The 15,204-nt window shown below is 67.8% G+C and carries 16 protein-coding genes; 13 read left to right on the top strand and 3 right to left on the bottom strand.

The annotated features are described in order from the left end of the window. On the bottom strand, positions 1–1,177 hold a 1,177-nt coding region (locus I73_RS02585), incomplete at its 3' end, for a sensor histidine kinase (RefSeq protein ID WP_022979188.1). 61 nt (positions 1,178–1,238) lie between these two features. Continuing rightward, positions 1,239–1,910, bottom strand: a complete 672-nt coding sequence (locus tag I73_RS02590; protein WP_022979189.1) for a response regulator transcription factor — start codon at positions 1,908–1,910, stop codon at positions 1,239–1,241. A gap of 150 nt (positions 1,911–2,060) precedes the next feature. Here I73_RS02590 and recA point away from each other — a divergent pair, with 150 nt between their 5' ends. The 12 genes from recA (at position 2,061) to I73_RS02645 (ending at position 13,396) form a co-directional block, all read left to right on the top strand. After that, positions 2,061–3,110 carry a recombinase RecA gene (gene recA / locus I73_RS02595; RefSeq protein ID WP_022979190.1) on the top strand — a complete coding sequence of 350 codons (1,050 nt, stop codon included), beginning with the start codon at positions 2,061–2,063 and terminating at the stop codon, positions 3,108–3,110. Between the two features lie 60 nt (positions 3,111–3,170). Continuing rightward, on the top strand, positions 3,171–3,761 hold the full coding sequence (locus I73_RS34665; RefSeq protein ID WP_022979191.1) for a regulatory protein RecX: 591 nt from the start codon (positions 3,171–3,173) through the stop codon (positions 3,759–3,761). Between the two features lie 73 nt (positions 3,762–3,834). Beyond that, the gene (locus tag I73_RS33000; protein WP_159105829.1) at positions 3,835–4,059 is read left to right on the top strand and encodes a hypothetical protein; all 225 of its coding nucleotides are present in this window, start codon (positions 3,835–3,837) and stop codon (positions 4,057–4,059) included. Continuing rightward, entirely contained in the window at positions 4,056–5,216 is a 1,161-nt protein-coding gene (gene sucC, locus I73_RS02605; protein ID WP_022979192.1) for an ADP-forming succinate--CoA ligase subunit beta, read from the top strand. Before I73_RS33000 ends, sucC begins: the two co-directional genes overlap by 4 nt. Positions 5,217–5,239: 23 nt before the next feature. Next, the gene (gene sucD, locus I73_RS02610; RefSeq protein ID WP_022979193.1) at positions 5,240–6,133 is read left to right on the top strand and encodes a succinate--CoA ligase subunit alpha; all 894 of its coding nucleotides are present in this window, start codon (positions 5,240–5,242) and stop codon (positions 6,131–6,133) included. 96 nt (positions 6,134–6,229) lie between these two features. Beyond that, positions 6,230–6,970: a TerC family protein gene (locus I73_RS02615; RefSeq protein WP_022979194.1), complete on the top strand. Its 741-nt coding sequence runs from the start codon at positions 6,230–6,232 to the stop codon at positions 6,968–6,970. Between the two features lie 234 nt (positions 6,971–7,204). After that, positions 7,205–7,894: a TerC family protein gene (locus I73_RS02620; protein ID WP_022979195.1), complete on the top strand. Its 690-nt coding sequence runs from the start codon at positions 7,205–7,207 to the stop codon at positions 7,892–7,894. 146 nt (positions 7,895–8,040) lie between these two features. Continuing rightward, positions 8,041–9,000 carry a serine/threonine-protein kinase gene (locus tag I73_RS25555; RefSeq protein ID WP_159105830.1) on the top strand — a complete coding sequence of 320 codons (960 nt, stop codon included), beginning with the start codon at positions 8,041–8,043 and terminating at the stop codon, positions 8,998–9,000. Next, the gene (locus I73_RS25560) at positions 8,984–9,730 is read left to right on the top strand and encodes a Stp1/IreP family PP2C-type Ser/Thr phosphatase (protein WP_022979197.1); all 747 of its coding nucleotides are present in this window, start codon (positions 8,984–8,986) and stop codon (positions 9,728–9,730) included. The genes I73_RS25555 and I73_RS25560 overlap by 17 nt, the downstream gene beginning before the upstream one ends. Positions 9,731–9,818: 88 nt before the next feature. Further along, complete coding sequence (locus tag I73_RS02635; protein ID WP_022979198.1) at positions 9,819–10,448, top strand: FHA domain-containing protein; 630 nt, start codon at positions 9,819–9,821, stop codon at positions 10,446–10,448. A 9-nt stretch (positions 10,449–10,457) separates the two neighbouring features. Continuing rightward, on the top strand, positions 10,458–12,623 hold the full coding sequence (locus tag I73_RS25565) for a CHASE2 domain-containing protein (protein ID WP_022979199.1): 2,166 nt from the start codon (positions 10,458–10,460) through the stop codon (positions 12,621–12,623). Next, a complete protein-coding gene (locus I73_RS02645) occupies positions 12,620–13,396 on the top strand; it encodes an MBL fold metallo-hydrolase (protein WP_022979200.1) in 777 nt (258 codons plus the stop codon). The genes I73_RS25565 and I73_RS02645 overlap by 4 nt, the downstream gene beginning before the upstream one ends. 9 nt (positions 13,397–13,405) lie before the next feature. Here I73_RS02645 and I73_RS02650 read toward each other — a convergent pair whose 3' ends face one another. Then, positions 13,406–14,125, bottom strand: a complete 720-nt coding sequence (locus I73_RS02650) for a hypothetical protein (protein ID WP_148289658.1) — start codon at positions 14,123–14,125, stop codon at positions 13,406–13,408. Positions 14,126–14,508: 383 nt separating this feature from the next. On the opposite strand from I73_RS02650, the gene I73_RS02655 reads away from it, so the two are divergent. After that, positions 14,509–14,934, top strand: a complete 426-nt coding sequence (locus I73_RS02655; protein WP_022979202.1) for a pilin — start codon at positions 14,509–14,511, stop codon at positions 14,932–14,934. Positions 14,935–15,204: the final 270 nt, after the last annotated feature.

Here is a 15,204-nt window from a genome sequence, read left to right on the forward strand (position 1 = left end):
ACTGCAGGGCGTTGTCCACCAGGTTGCGCACCATTTCCCGCACCAGCAGCGGCTGTCCCATCAGCCGGGGCATGGGGTCGCCCGGCGCCGGCCCCTCGTAGCCCAGGTCGATGCGCTTGTCCAAGGCCTTGGGCACGAAGTCCTGCACCGTCTCGGTGGCGATGTCGGCCAGATCGAAGGGCAGTTGCCGCCGCGACTGCTCCTCGTCCTCGGCCCGGGCCATGGACAGCAGCTGGTTGACCATGTGGGCCGCCCGCTGGCTGGACAGGGCGATCTGGGCCAGGCTGCGGCGAACGGTCTGGGCGTCGCCACCGGCGTCGATCTCGCGCTGCGCCAGTTCGGCCTGCATGCGCAGCCCCGCCAGCGGCGTCTTGAGCTGGTGGGCCGCGTCGGCCAGGAAGTGCTTCTGCGCCCCCACCGACTGGTCCAGCCGGCCCAGCAGGTCGTTGATGGAGCGTACCAGCGGGGCCACCTCCTCCGGCGCCTCCAGCTCATCGATGGGGCTGAGATCGTGGCTCTCCCGTCGGCGGATGCGCTGCTGCAGCTCGTTGAGCGGCGCAATGCCCCGGGCCAGCGCGAACCAGACCAGCAGCACCGCCACCGGCAGGATCACGAACTGGGGCAGGATCACGCCCTTGATGATCTCGGTGGCCAGGCGCGAGCGCTTGCCCTGCGTCTCGGCCACCTGCACCAGCGCGATCGGCGAGGCGCCTGCGGCCTCGGTCGAGGGCCGCAACATGGCCACCCGCACTGACTCGCTGAACACTTCGGCATCGCGCCAGACCACCTCGCCCACGGGCAGAGGGTCACCCACCGGCGTCGGGATCTCGCCATCCCCGGCCAGCAGCCGCCCCTGGGCATCCATGACCTGGAAATAGACCTTGTCCACCTCGTCGCCCCGCAGCAGCACCGCGGTGGGCTCGGGCAGCGGCACCGGCAGATCGCCGGGGTGGCTGGCCAGCTCGAGCGCCACCTGGCGGGAGATCACGCGGGCCAGCTGGGCCAGGTCCCGGTCGTAGGGGCGGGCGGCGATGTTCTGCGCCACCAGCCAGGTCAGGGCCACACTCATCGGCCACAGCAGCAGCAGGGGCGCGAGCATCCAGTCCAGGATCTCGCCGAACAGCGAGCGCTGCTCGCGCGGAGCACTGGAGCGACGGACGGACGAGAGCAGCTTCATGTTGCCAGCAGACTAGGCCAGGCGCCTGACGCCGTGCTGGCGCACCGGCCCATGCCAGCCCTCAGCCGGGAATCTTTTCCAGGCAATAGCCCAGCCCGCGCACCGTGGCGATGCGCACCGGGCCGTGCTCGATCTTCTTGCGCAGGCGGTGGATGTAGACCTCGATGGCGTTGTTGCTGACCTCTTCGCCCCATTCGCACAGCCGGGCCACCAGCTGGTCCTTGCTGACCAGGCGACCGGCGCGCTGCAGCAGCACCTCCAGCAAGCTGATCTCCCGCGCCGAGAGGTCGATCATCTGGTCGTTCAGATAGGCCACCCGCCCCGTGGCGTCGAAGCTGAGCGGCCCATGCTTGATCACGCTGGAGGCCGTGCCCAGGCCGCGCCGCGTGAGGGCGCGCACCCGCGCCTCGAGTTCCTGCAGGGAGAAGGGCTTGGCCATGAAGTCGTCGGCCCCCAGATCCAGCCCCTTGACCCGCTGCTCGACCGAGTCGGCCGCGGTGAGGATCAGCACCGGCGTGGCGCAGCCGCGGGCGCGCATGCGGCGCAGCACCTCCAGGCCGTGCAGCTTGGGCAGGCCCAGGTCCAGGATCACCAGATCGAACTCGTGGGCCGCCAGCGCGGCATCCGCTTCGGAACCGGTGCCCACCTGATCGACCGCATAGCCGGTCCCGCGCAGCGAACGCAACAAACCGTCCGCCAGCACCTGGTCATCTTCGGCAATCAGGATTCGCATGCTCTCTCTCCTGAGGAGGCATTCTAGGCAGTCACCAGGAGGGGCCCGCGCAGGACAACCCTGCACATCACGCCCGCCTCCCGTGCTCCTCAAAAAGTACTGTACGAATATCCAGCTTCTGCCATAATGGCCCGAACTGAGGAGAACCGCATGAACGCCCCTGTCACCAACCTGAACCCCGACAAGGCCAAGGCCCTGCAGGCTGCGCTGTCGCAAATCGAAAAGCAGTTCGGCAAGGGCTCCATCATGCGCCTGGGCGTGGATGAACAGCCCGAGGACATCCAGGTGGTGTCCACCGGTTCGCTGGGCCTGGACATCGCGCTGGGCGTGGGCGGCCTGCCCCGCGGCCGGGTGATCGAGATCTACGGCCCCGAATCCTCGGGCAAGACCACCCTGACCCTGCAGGTCGTGGCCGAGATGCAGAAGCTCGGCGGCGTCGCGGCCTTCATCGATGCCGAACACGCGCTGGACGTGCAGTACGCCCAGAAGCTGGGCGTCAACCTGCAGGACCTGCTGATCAGCCAGCCCGACACCGGCGAACAGGCCCTGGAAATCGTCGACTCCCTGGTGCGCTCCGGCGCGGTGGATCTGGTGGTCATCGACTCGGTGGCCGCGCTGACGCCCAAGGCCGAAATCGAAGGCGAGATGGGCGATCAACTGCCCGGCCTGCAGGCCCGTCTGATGAGTCAGGCCCTGCGCAAGCTCACCGCCACCATCAAGAAGTCCAACTGCACCGTCATCTTCATCAACCAGATCCGCATGAAGATCGGCGTGATGTTCGGCAGCCCCGAAACCACCACCGGCGGCAACGCGCTCAAGTTCTACGCCTCGGTCCGCCTGGACATCCGCCGCATCGGCTCGATCAAGCGTGGCGAAGAAGTCGTCGGCAACGAGACCCGCGTCAAGGTGGTGAAGAACAAGGTCAGCCCGCCCTTCCGCGAGGCCGAGTTCGACATCCTCTACGGCGAGGGCGTGAGCCGCGAGGGTGAAATCATCGACCTGGGCGTGCAGGCCAAGGTGGTGGACAAGTCCGGCGCCTGGTACGCCTACAACGGCGAGAAGATCGGCCAGGGCAAGGACAACTGCCGAGAATTCCTGCGCGAAAACCCCGAACTGGCCCGTGAGATCGAAAACAAGGTGCGCGAGGCCCTGGGCGTGCGTCAGCTGAACCCGGTGGCCGGCACTGCCGCCGACGAGTAAACCGTCGCAGCCACCTTCCCCATCCGGGCGGCCTTGGCCGCCCGGTCTCACATCCAGACCATGAAACGTGCCCCGCTGAGTCTGAAGGCACAGGCCCTGGCCCTGCTGGCCCGGCGCGAGCACAGTCGGGCCGAGCTGCGCACCAAGCTGCTGGCCCATGCCCGAAAACGCGCCGCCCATGCGGCCGCCGAAGCCGCCGCTCCGGGTCACTGGGGCAGCGGCTGGGAAGGCGACCCCTTCGGCGATGCCGCCGCGCCGGCGGCCAGCACATCGACCGGGACCCCGATCGACCTGGATGCCGAGGCCCTGGCCGCCGAAGTGGACGAGGTGCTGGACTGGTTGCAGGCCCAGCGCTACCAGAGCGACGAGCGCTTCATCGAGAGCCGACTGAACAGCCGCGCCTCCCGCCTGGGCCTGACGCGCATCCGCCAGGAACTCGCCCGCCACGGGGTGGAGCTCGATCAGGACACGGTGCGCACCTTGCGCCAGAGCGAGGTGGACCGTGCGCGGGAAGTCTGGCTCAAGCGCTTTGGACAGCCCCCCACCGACCTGCGCGAACGCGCCCGGCAGATGCGCTTTCTGGCCGCCCGAGGCTTCGGCGGCGAGGTCGTCCGGCAGGTGTTGGCGGGCGATTTGGAGCCGTCGGACTGAGTCGGTCCGACGCACTTCTGCCGCGAGTGGCACAGGGTTTTCCCCCTGCTGCACCGCAACATCGCATGCTACGGTGCACGGCTTTCCGGGAAAACGCCTCACCCGCCTTGACAGCAATGTCAGTCGATTGCAAGCGCCGGCCCTGATCCTGCGGGAAATTCTAGGGTTTCGTCAGGTAAAAGCCTTTCCTGAACTGCAAAATGCGGCCCCTGAAGATGCCGTCAGCCCTTCGTCGATGTGCTGGCCGCGGATTCCGCTCCTCTCTTTCGTCCTGAACTCACGAAAAGACCTCCCATGAAGATTCACGAATACCAAGGCAAGGAAATCCTGCGCCAGTTCGACGTGCCGGTGCCCAAGGGCATCCCGGCGTTCAATGTGCAAGAGGCGGTGGAAGCCGCCCAGAAGCTGGGCGGCCCGGTGTGGGTGGTCAAGGCCCAGATCCACGCGGGTGGCCGTGGCAAGGGCGGTGGCGTGAAGGTCGCCAAGACCCTGGACGACGTCAAGGCCCTGTCCGAGAAGATCCTGGGCATGCAGCTGGTCACCCACCAGACCGGCCCGGAAGGCCAGAAGGTCCGCCGCCTGTATATCGAAGAAGGCGCCGACATCCAGAAGGAGTTCTACGTCTCCCTGGTGACCGACCGCGGCACCCAGAAGGTGGCCCTGATCGCCTCCTCCGAAGGCGGCATGGACATCGAGGAAGTGGCGCACGCCACCCCCGAGAAGATCATCACCGAGATGATCGATCCGCTGGCCGGCCTGACCGACGAGCAGGCGGCCAAGGTGGCCAAGGCCATCGGCATGGAAGGCCACACGGTGGACCAGGCCGTGACCCTGTTCAAGAACCTGTACCGCTGCTACATGGAGACGGATGCCTCGCTGGTCGAGATCAACCCGCTCAACCGTGACGGCAAGGGCAACCTGATCGCCCTGGACGCCAAGTTCAACTTCGACGCCAACGCGCTGTTCCGCCACCCCGAGATCGTGGCCTACCGCGATCTGGACGAAGAGGACCCCGCCGAAATCGAGGCTTCCAAGTTCGACCTGGCCTACATCAGCCTGGACGGCAACATCGGCTGCCTGGTGAACGGCGCCGGCCTGGCCATGTCCACCATGGACACCATCAAGCTGTTCGGCGGCGATCCGGCCAACTTCCTGGACGTGGGCGGCGGCGCCACGGCCGAGAAGGTCACCGAAGCCTTCAAGATCATGCTGAAGAACCCGGACGTCAAGGGCATCCTGGTCAACATCTTCGGCGGCATCATGAAGTGCGACACCATCGCGCAGGGCGTCATCACCGCCTGCAAGGCCGTGAACCTGCAGGTGCCGCTGGTCGTGCGCATGAAGGGCACGAACGAAGATCTGGGCAAGAAGATGCTGGCCGAATCGGGCCTGCCCATCATCTCGGCCGACACCATGGCCGAAGCCGCCACCAAGATCGTGGCCGCCGTCAAGTAAGCACGCCCAGAAGGAATCCAGTCATGTCGATCTACATCAACAAGGACACCAAGGTCATCACCCAGGGGATCACCGGCAAGACCGGCCAGTTCCACACCCTGGGCTGCCAGGCCTATGCCAACGGCAAGAACGCCTTCGTCGCGGGTGTGAACCCCAAGAAGGCCGGCGAGAAGTTCTCCGACATTCCCATCTACGCCTCCGTCAAGGAAGCCGCCACGCAGACCGGCGCCACCGTGTCGGTGATCTACGTGCCGCCCGCGGGCGCCGCTGACGCCATCTGGGAAGCCGTCGAGGCCGACCTGGACCTGGTGATCGCCATCACCGAAGGCATTCCCGTGCGCGACATGCTGATGGTGCGCAACAAGATGAAGGCCAAGGAAGCCGCCGGCGGCAAGAAGACCCTGCTGCTGGGCCCCAACTGCCCCGGCCTGATCACCCCGGAAGAAATCAAGATCGGCATCATGCCGGGCCACATCCACCGCAAGGGCCGCATCGGCGTCGTGTCCCGCTCGGGCACGCTGACCTATGAAGCCGTGGCGCAGCTGACCGAGATCGGCCTGGGCCAATCCTCGGCCGTGGGCATCGGTGGCGATCCGATCAACGGTCTGAAGCACATCGACGTGATGAAGGCCTTCAACGACGATCCGGACACCGACGCCGTCATCATGATCGGCGAGATCGGCGGCCCGGACGAGGCTGAAGCGGCCCGCTGGTGCAAGGACAACATGAAGAAGCCGATCGTCGGCTTCATCGCCGGTGTCACCGCCCCTCCCGGAAAGCGCATGGGCCACGCCGGCGCGCTGATCTCCGGCGGTGCCGACACCGCCGATGCCAAGCTCGCCATCATGGAAGAGTGCGGCTTCAAGGTGACCCGCAACCCGTCCGAGATGGGCAAGCTGCTCAAGGCCATGCTGTAAGCACGGCCCTGCGCCACCCCTAGGCCGCCTTCGGGCGGCCTTTTTCATGGGCCTACACTGGCGAGTTCTCCCCCACACAAAGACCGACAAGAACCCATGGAACTGGACGCCCTGCTGCACCTGCCCTTCTGGCTGGGTGTGGGCCAGATCATCCTGATCGACATCCTGCTGGGCGGCGACAACGCCGTCGTCATTGCCCTGGCCTGCCGCAAGCTGCCCGAGAGCCAGCGGCTCAAGGGCATCCTCTGGGGCACGGCCGGTGCCATCGCCTTGCGCGTGGTGCTGATCTTCTTCGCCCTCACCCTGCTGTCCATTCCCTACCTGAAGCTGGCCGGCGCCGCCCTGCTGGTGTGGATCGGCGTCAAGCTGCTGGCCCCGGACGACGAGGACGAGCACGGCAAGATCGAGGGCAGCGACAAGCTCTGGGGCGCGGTCAAGACCGTCATCGTGGCCGACCTGGTGATGAGCGTGGACAACGTCATCGCCATTGCCGGCGCGGCGCAAGCGGCGGGCGGCGACCACCAGATGCCGCTGGTCATCTTCGGCCTGCTGGTCAGCATCCCCATCATCGTCGGCGGCAGCCAGCTGGTGATCAAGCTGATGGACCGCTTCCCGCTGGTCATCACGCTGGGCGGCATGCTGCTGGGCTGGATTGCCGGCAGCATGGCCGTGACCGACCCGGCCCTGCTGCACCTGCTGCCCACACAGCCGGCCACGCATGCGGGCGCCACCGTGGAGGTGGTCTCGGCCGTGCACTACGCCGCCGCCGCCATCGGCGCGCTGATGGTGCTGGTGATCGGCCGCGCCGTGGTGACGCTCAAAGCCCGCGGCCAGTGAGGCCAGGACCTGCCCATGCGATAATTCTCGGCGCTGAAGGGGAGTAGCTCACTTCCGGTCGGGTCGTCAGTACGAGGCGCAAGCCTCCGGCCCGCCAGCCACCGGCCACGGTGGCCGAGCCAGACCTTCGACCCCCGCCACCAAGGCGGGCGGCTCGAAGGCAGCCCTTTTCCGGCATGTCCCGTCCGTCCGCCGTGGTGTTCACCGACCCGCGCGACACTTCGAAAGACCGACATGCCGCTCTTCTCCCCCGAATGGTTCTCGGCCCTGCTGGCCATTGTCCTGATCGACCTGATCCTGGCCGGCGACAACGCCATCGTCATCGCCCTGGCGGCCCGCAGCCTGCCCGCCCACCTGCAACGCAAGGCCATCGTCTGGGGCACGGTGGGTGCCATCGGCATCCGCGCCCTGATGACGCTGGTGGTGGTCTGGCTGCTCAAGATCCCCGGCCTGATGCTGGTGGGCGGCCTGGGCCTGGTCTGGATCGCCTACAAGCTGCTCGTGCCCGGCGAGAACAGCGACAGCCACGAGGGCAACGGCGCCACCACGCTGTGGGGCTCGCTCAAGACCATCATCGTGGCCGATGCCCTGATGGGCGTGGACAACGTGCTGGGCGTGGCCGGCGCCGCCCACGGCGCCTTCGATCTGGTGGTGATCGGCCTGCTGATCAGCGTGCCCATCGTGGTCTGGGGCAGCAGCGTGGTGCTCAAGCTGGTCGACCGCTTCCCATCCATCACCTACATCGGCGCGGGCGTGCTGGCCTGGACCGCCGCCAAGATGATGGTGGGCGAACCCGCCCTGCGTGAGGTCTTCACCGCCCACGCCTGGGCGGGCTGGGCGCTGCAGGTCGGGGTGGTGGCGGGCGTGCTGACCGCCGGGGCCTGGACAGGCCGAAAGCTTCGCGACAAGCCCCTGGCCGCCTGAGTCAATGGCCTGGACGCCCCCCTGTGGTAATGTGTTGCAACACCACCCGGGGGGATGCTCAAGGCACGAAGATGGCCGGCCGCTCGCGTTTCTGGCACACGATCCTGCGCCGACAGCCGCCGCTCTCTGCGCCGGCGGGCCGCGCCATGGTCACCCCCAGCACGCAGCCGGCCTCCTCCCTGATCGACAGCTCCGCCTTGCCCGTCGAGACGGAAGGCTTCCACATCGTCCGACTGTGCGCGCAAAGCCCGCACAGCGAGCTCTACCAAGCACGCGTGGCCGGCACCGAGGAGCCCGTGGCCCTGAAGGTCGTGCGCTTCGGCGCCCAGGCCGATGCGCCGGAACGCTTTCTGCGCGAAGCCACCGCCGCCGGCCGCCTGCAGCACCCCGCCATCGTGCGCACCCTGGGCGCCGGCATCGTCACCCAGGACGGTCACCCCTGCGGCTGGCTGGCCATGGAATGGGTGCCCGGCAGCGATCTGAGCCGCTATGCCCAACCCGGCCGGCTGCTGCCCGAGGAGTTGGTGCTGCGCATGGCCGCCGTCACCGCCGAAGCCCTGGCCCACGCCCATGCCCAGGGCGTGGTGCACCGCGACCTCAAGCCGGGCAACCTGCTGTTCAACCCGGCCGCCGGCGGGGTGCTGAAAGTGGGGGACTTCGGCAGCGCCCGCCTGCTGGACCAGGTCAACAGCCGCAGCGGCCTGATGGTGGGCACGCCCTGCTACATGGCGCCAGAACAGCTCAGTGGCGTGCCGCTGGACGGGCGCTGTGATCTCTACGCCCTGGGCGTGGTGCTCTTCGAACTGCTCACCGGGCAACGCCCCTTCGACCGCAGCTCCATGGGCGAGACCCTGGCTGCGATCGCGGGTGAAGCCCCGCCCCCCCTGCTGGCGAGGCGGCCCGAGTTGCCCGCCGTGCTGGGCGATGTGCTGGCCCGCATGCTGGCCAAATCACCCGCGGATCGCCACGCCGACGGGCATGCACTGGCACGTGAATTGCGACTGATTGCCCGGCTTTGTGAGGTCAACAGAGCCGCGGGGGGCGGCCACAATGGCCCCGTCCACAAGAACAACAGCAGGATAGAACCCCGTGCCACTGCGCCTTGAATACAGCAGCGCGCTTGACGTCGGCCGCGCGCGCCACAACAACGAAGACGCCGTCTTGATCGATCCCAGCCTGGGCCTGTGCATCCTGGCGGATGGCATGGGCGGCTACAACGCTGGCGAGGTGGCCAGCGACATGGCCACCAAGGCCATGCGGGATTCCTTCCGCCAATGGCTGCTGGGCCTGACCCAGGCCCCGGCCGAGGCCGAAGTCGCCCAGGCCCTGGTGGCCGCCGCCCAGGAAGCCAACCGCCAGGTCTTCACCGCCGCCAACACGGTGGCGGCCTATGCCGGCATGGGCACCACCCTGGTGGCGGCCGTCTTCGAGCGCCAGCATGTCTGGATCGGCCACCTGGGCGACTCACGGGCGTATCGCCTGCGCAACGGTCGCATCGGTCAGCTGACCCGCGATCACTCCCTGCTGCAGGAGCAGGTCGACGCCGGCCTGCTGACCCAGGAGGAGGCCGCCTACGCCCTGCACCGCAACCTCGTGACCCGGGCCATCGGGGTCGAACCTCAGGTGGTTCTCGAGGTGCACCCGCATGATGTCAAGGCGGGCGACACCATCCTGCTGTGCTCCGACGGGCTTTCCGACATGCTGTCAGACACGCAGATCGCCCAGGTCCTGCAGATCAACAACTCACTGGACGAGCAGGCCGCGGCGCTGGTGGAAGCCGCCAACGCCGCAGGCGGACGGGATAACATCTCCGTCATCCTGGCCAAATTGCATTAACGCGAACGCGCAACAACAGGACTCGCGGCAGGCACGGCAGGGCACGCCGAGAATAAAACGCCCCGCGCACGGGCAACACGAGGCATTCATGGGCAAGCTGGTCGTTTCACTCGACAACGTGGTTCTCAAAGAAGTGGTGATCCAGAAGGAGCGCACCACACTGGGCCGGCGCCCCTACAACGACATCGTCATCGACAACCTGGCGGTCAGCGGCGAGCACGCGGTGCTCCTGTCGGTGGGCGAAGACATCTTCATCGAAGACCTCAACAGCACCAACGGCACCTACATCAACGGCAAGGCCATCAAGAAGCAGTTGCTGTCCAACGGCGACGTCATCGAGATCGGCAAGTACCGCATCAAGTACATCGGCGCCGAGGTGGCCGACTACGAGAAGACCATGGTGCTGCGCCCCGGCAGCGTGCCTCCGTCCCTGCCCCCCACGCCCACCGTGCAGATGCTGCCCGCCTCCATCAAGGTGCTCAACGGCGGCGCCGCCGGCCGCGAAGTGCTGCTGACCAAGGCGGTCACCACCGTGGGCAAGCCTGGCACCCAGGTGGCATCCATCGCCAAGCGCCCCACCGGCTATGTGCTGGCCCACGTCGAGGGCGACCAGCGCCCCACCGTCAACGGCAGCCCCCTGGGTGAAGGCGTGGTGCCGCTGAAGAACGGCGACATCATCGAGCTGGCCGGCACCCAGATGCAATTCATCCAGGGCTGAGCGCCCGCAATGGACCTGCCGCGGCCAGCCGCCGCGCCCTGGGCGGGTCTGGCCTTGGCCCTGTTGGGCCTCTGGCACGCCCTGCTGGCCCCGCTGCCCCTGCTCGCCCGGCTCGAGCAGGCCACCGAAGACTGGCGCCAGCAGCTGCGCAGCCGGCCCGCCAGCCCCCACCCCGACATCGCCATCATCGACCTGGACGAGGCCAGCCTGCAGGCCCTGGGTCATTGGCCCTGGCCGCGCGAGCGGCTGGCCGCCCTGAGCCAGGAGCTGCTGCAGCGCCAGCAGGTGGCCGCCCTGGGGGTGGACCTGGTCTTCCCCGAGCCCACCCGGGGCGACGCCATGCTCGCGAAGGCCTGGCAGGGTCAGCCCGTGCTCGCCGGCTTCTACCTGACCGCCGACCGCGGTGGCCTGCGCAGCGGCCAGCCCCCCCAGCCCCTGTTTGCGCTGCCGGGCCCCCGGCCCTCGGGCCTGGTGGCCTGGAACGGGCTGGCGGCCAACACCGCCACGCTGGCGGCCGCCGCGCCGCAGGGTGGTTTCTTCAACGTGGTGCCCGACACCGATGGTCTGGTCCGGTCGGTGCCGGCCGTGGCGGTGCTGGGCGGCCAGGCCTGGCCTTCGCTGGCACTGGCCATGGCACGACTGGCCGCCGGTCAGCCCGCCGTGAGCCCCGAGCTGCGCGCCACCGGCCCCGGACAGCGACCGCTGCTGGAGGCGCTGCGCGTGCACCCGGCAGGCCAGGCCCCACAGCGGCTGCCTCTGGACGAACAAGGGCAGTGGCGCGTGCCCTACCGCGGGCCAGGGGGGCCCACCGGCGGCAGCTTCCGCTACCTGAGCGCCGCGCAGGTGCTGGCGGGCCAGTTGCCGGCCGGCACCCTGCGCGGACAGCTGGTGCTGCTGGGCAGCTCCGCCCCGGGCCTGGCCGATCTGCGGGCCACCCCGGTCAACTCCGCCCTGCCCGGCGTGGAAATCCATGCGCTGATGCTGGCGGGGCTGCTGAACGGCCACCTCGCCCTGCGCCCCGCCTGGGCCCCGGGCTACGAAGCCGGGCTGATCCTGCTGACCCTGGCCGCCACCGCCTGGGCCGCGCGACGCCGCAACCCGGCACACGCGCTGCTGGCCCTGGCCGGCGTGGGCGCGGCCGTGGTGGGGCAGGCCCTGGCCTGGCAGGCAGCAGACCGCGTGCTGCCCCTGGCCAGCGCCCTGCTGCTGGGCGGTCTGTACGCCGCCACCCTGCTCACCCGCGGACTGCTGCGCGAATGGACGCAACGCCGTACCCTGCAGCAGCTCTTCGAGCAATACCTGCCCCCGGCCCGTGCCCGCGCCCTGGCCGCGCGGGGCGACACCCAGGCCCTGGAGGCCAGCAACCGCGAACTCACCATCCTCTTCTGCGACCTGCGCGGCTTCACCAGCCTGGGCGAGCACCTGCCGCCCCTGGCCCTGCGCGAGGTGCTCAACCGCTACTTCGGCACCGTCACCGAGATCGTCCACCGCCACGGCGGCACGCTGGACAAGTTCATCGGCGACGCCGCCATGGCCTTCTGGAATGCCCCCACCGCCCAGCCGGACCACGCGGTGCGCGCGGTGCAGGCCGCGCTGGAGCTGGCCGAGGCCGCCAGCCCGCTCAACGCCCACCTCAGCGCCCAGGGGCTGCCCGGGGTGGGCTTCGGCATCGGCCTGGCCACCGGCACCGTCTGCGTGGGTGACCTGGGCACGCCCCAACGCCGCACCTACACCGCCGTGGGCGACGCCGTGAACCTGGCCGCCCGGTTGGAAGCCCTCACCCGCGACCTGGGCGTGGACCTGCTGGTGGCCGACAGCACCCGGGCCGCCTGCGGCGCAGGGCTGGACACGGCACTGGACTGGCTGGAGGTGGACGCATGCCAGGTCAAGGGGCGCCAGCAAAGTGTGACCGTCTTCACAGTGCTGCCCGCTTCCTCCCCAAATCGGGCGACACAGCAGGCCCAAGTGCGCCATTGGACGCTTGCGCTGCAAGCCGCCCGAGGGGACGATCCGGCGATGGCCCGAGCCCATCTGGCCGCCCTGGAACACAGCCTCATGCCCGACACCGCCGCCCCATCCACCGCCCCCGCGGCAACCCCTTGGGCCACCCTGCACGCGCGCCTGGCCGCCCAGCTGGCACTGCGGGAGGCCGGCCGACAGGGACCGACACCATGAGCTTGCGCGTCCTGGGCTGCTCCGGCTCGATCGCGGCGGGGTGCCGCACCACGTCCTTCCTGCTGGACGACGACATCCTGATCGACGCCGGCACCGGCGTGGGCGACCTGAGCCTGGACGAGCTGGCCCGCATCGACCACATCCTGCTGAGCCACTCTCACCTGGACCATGTGCTGGGCCTGCCCCTGCTGGCCGACAGCGTGATGCGCCGCCGTGCCGGCCAGCCCCCCATCCAGGTCCATGCCCTGCCGGCCACGCTGGCCGTGCTGCGCGAGCATGTGTTCAACAACTTGCTCTGGCCGGATTTCACGCGCCTGCCGCATCCCCGCCATCCGGTCCTCAGCCTGCACGAAATCAGCACCGGCCAGCACCTGCGGCTGGGCCGGCGCGAGCGCCACATCGAAGTGCTGCCGGCCCGCCACAGCGTGCCGGCCGCGGGCTTTGGCGTGGAGGGGGACAGCGGCTGGTGGATCTACACCGGCGACACCGGCCCCAACCCCGCCCTGCACCCGCTGCTGGCCAAGCGCCCGGTGCAACACCTGGTCATCGAGATCGCCTTTTCCGAAGCCGAGCGCAACGTGGCGGCCGAGAGCCTGCACCACTGCCCCTCCACCCTGGCCGCCGAGCTGGCCCATGTGCCCGCAGGCGCCCGGGTGCACCTCACCCACATCAAGCCCGGCGAAATGCCGGCCGTGCTGGGCGACCTGGCCGAGCGCGTACCCGGCCTGGCGCTGCACCCGCTCACCGCGGGCGATCGGCTGGATTGGGACTGAGGCCGCCGCTCACTGATACACGTGGCCAGACTGGCCCGTGATGTTGGCCCCCGGCGTGGGCGACGTCAGCACCAAGCGCGCACCCCGCAGGGACAAGCGGCCTGACACCGGCATGTCGCTCAATCCGTACAGCTCGTTGTAACTGTTGACCAAGGCACGGATGCTCAGCGCCTGCCCAGCCACCGCGTCGTACGTGGCCTGCAGCGTGATCTCCTGCTGCGCATCCACCGCAGTCGGGCCATCCCAGTAGTAGCGGCCATCCTCCACCTGCACCATCGTTTGCAGGTAGAGGTAACCCCTCTCGGCCGGCGGCGGCAGATAGGCCATGCGCAACACCAAGGTGGCCACATAGCGCATGGGGGTGCCATCGGCCACGCCCGGTGCGCCAGCGATCACGCTGTCGATGCTGTCCACCATGGTCTGGCAACCCACCGAGTCATAGTCGACGCTCGGCGTGCGCGACAGCTTCAGCACCGTGAACATGAACACGCCCATCTTGGCCCCCACCGCGCAATCGGCCGTGTCACCGTCACCGGAATCCACCTGCACGCGCACGGCCTTGCGCCTCTGCCCGTCGGTGGTGAAGTTCTCGCTGTCGTACACGCCTTGCGCATTGGCATAGCCCGACACCAGCACATGCGGCTCATCGGCCAAAGCCCAAGGCGCCTGAGACAGCTGCCCACACGCCAGGGCCATCCGCCCCAGGGAGAAGAAACGATTCAAACCCATGGACAAGTCCTCCGTTGAGAAGTGAACGCAGACGGAGCGGTGCGCACAAAGGCGCCGAACCGCACGCCTGCCCCCTGCAGAGGCGGAAAACCTGGCACTGCCAAGCTGCACTCAGCGTTGTCCCAGATCGCGCACACCCCGGCCATCCCAGGTCTGCCGACATGCCGACACCCCGGTGTCACACCTTCCAGCAAACTGACAAAACGTGGCGGCCCACGGAGAGACTTACGCGAATGGGCACTCCGGAGTGACAAAAAATGTCAGCTCGCCGCATTCAACGTGCGGTTTTGCTCGGACGGGCACCTGGCACGGGATTCGCTGCATGTCTCCCGTACCAACCCACCCGGCACCTTCCCGCCGGAATTGCTTTCAGGAGTCTCCCCATGAAGCGTGTCCAACAAGGTTTCACCCTCATCGAACTGATGATCGTCGTGGCGATCATCGGCATTCTGGCCGCCGTGGCGCTGCCGGCTTATCAGGACTACACCACCCGCTCGAAGATGTCTGAAGTCATGCTGATGGCCGCCCCGGCCAAGCTGGCGGTCTCTGAAACCTCTTCGTCCCTGGGCTCTTTGTCTGGCGTCACTGCCTCCAATAGCGGATATTCGTTCCCCGGAGCCACCAAATATGTTTCTGGTGTTGCAATCACCGACACGTCTGGCGTGGTGACCGTGACCTCCACCGTTCCGGGCGCCGAAGGTGCTCTGACGTTGACGCCTCAAGATGTTGGCGCTGGCCAACTGAAGTGGACTTGCGCGTCTAGCAACATCGCCAAGAAATTCCTCCCCTCGGAGTGCCGCGGCTCGTAAGATCCACCTGCGGTTGCAGGATCCTCAACAAAAAAAAGGGCGGCCATATTGGCCGCCCTTTTTCATATAGCATGATTCCTGTGCTTACACAGCCAAATAACGCATCAGCTACCGGAATCGGTTGGATCCTATGGTCTTTTGCCATGGCACTGGCGTGGCTGATCCATATTCGCTTGGCTCCCTGGACCACTTTCTATAATGAGATAGTCATGGCAATGGCTATGACTATCCTTGTTTGGGGAGTCTGTATAAGTACAAAATCATCATGGG

The organism is Ideonella sp. B508-1 (genome assembly GCF_000333615.1).
Lineage (GTDB): Bacteria > Pseudomonadota > Gammaproteobacteria > Burkholderiales > Burkholderiaceae_C > Ideonella.

What these genes read in the sequence shown, in the direction of transcription:
- I73_RS02590 (WP_022979189.1), bottom strand. Translation starts at nt 1,910, where the DNA reads ATGCGAATCCTGATTGCCGAAGATGACCAGGTGCTGGCGGACGGTTTG.
- recA (WP_022979190.1), top strand. Translation starts at nt 2,061, where the DNA reads ATGAACGCCCCTGTCACCAACCTGAACCCCGACAAGGCCAAGGCCCTG.
- I73_RS34665 (WP_022979191.1), top strand. Translation starts at nt 3,171, where the DNA reads ATGAAACGTGCCCCGCTGAGTCTGAAGGCACAGGCCCTGGCCCTGCTG.
- sucC (WP_022979192.1), top strand. Translation starts at nt 4,056, where the DNA reads ATGAAGATTCACGAATACCAAGGCAAGGAAATCCTGCGCCAGTTCGAC.
- sucD (WP_022979193.1), top strand. Translation starts at nt 5,240, where the DNA reads ATGTCGATCTACATCAACAAGGACACCAAGGTCATCACCCAGGGGATC.
- I73_RS02615 (WP_022979194.1), top strand. Translation starts at nt 6,230, where the DNA reads ATGGAACTGGACGCCCTGCTGCACCTGCCCTTCTGGCTGGGTGTGGGC.
- I73_RS02620 (WP_022979195.1), top strand. Translation starts at nt 7,205, where the DNA reads ATGCCGCTCTTCTCCCCCGAATGGTTCTCGGCCCTGCTGGCCATTGTC.
- I73_RS25555 (WP_159105830.1), top strand. Translation starts at nt 8,041, where the DNA reads ATGGTCACCCCCAGCACGCAGCCGGCCTCCTCCCTGATCGACAGCTCC.
- I73_RS02635 (WP_022979198.1), top strand. Translation starts at nt 9,819, where the DNA reads ATGGGCAAGCTGGTCGTTTCACTCGACAACGTGGTTCTCAAAGAAGTG.
- I73_RS25565 (WP_022979199.1), top strand. Translation starts at nt 10,458, where the DNA reads ATGGACCTGCCGCGGCCAGCCGCCGCGCCCTGGGCGGGTCTGGCCTTG.
- I73_RS02645 (WP_022979200.1), top strand. Translation starts at nt 12,620, where the DNA reads ATGAGCTTGCGCGTCCTGGGCTGCTCCGGCTCGATCGCGGCGGGGTGC.
- I73_RS02650 (WP_148289658.1), bottom strand. Translation starts at nt 14,125, where the DNA reads ATGGGTTTGAATCGTTTCTTCTCCCTGGGGCGGATGGCCCTGGCGTGT.
- I73_RS02655 (WP_022979202.1), top strand. Translation starts at nt 14,509, where the DNA reads ATGAAGCGTGTCCAACAAGGTTTCACCCTCATCGAACTGATGATCGTC.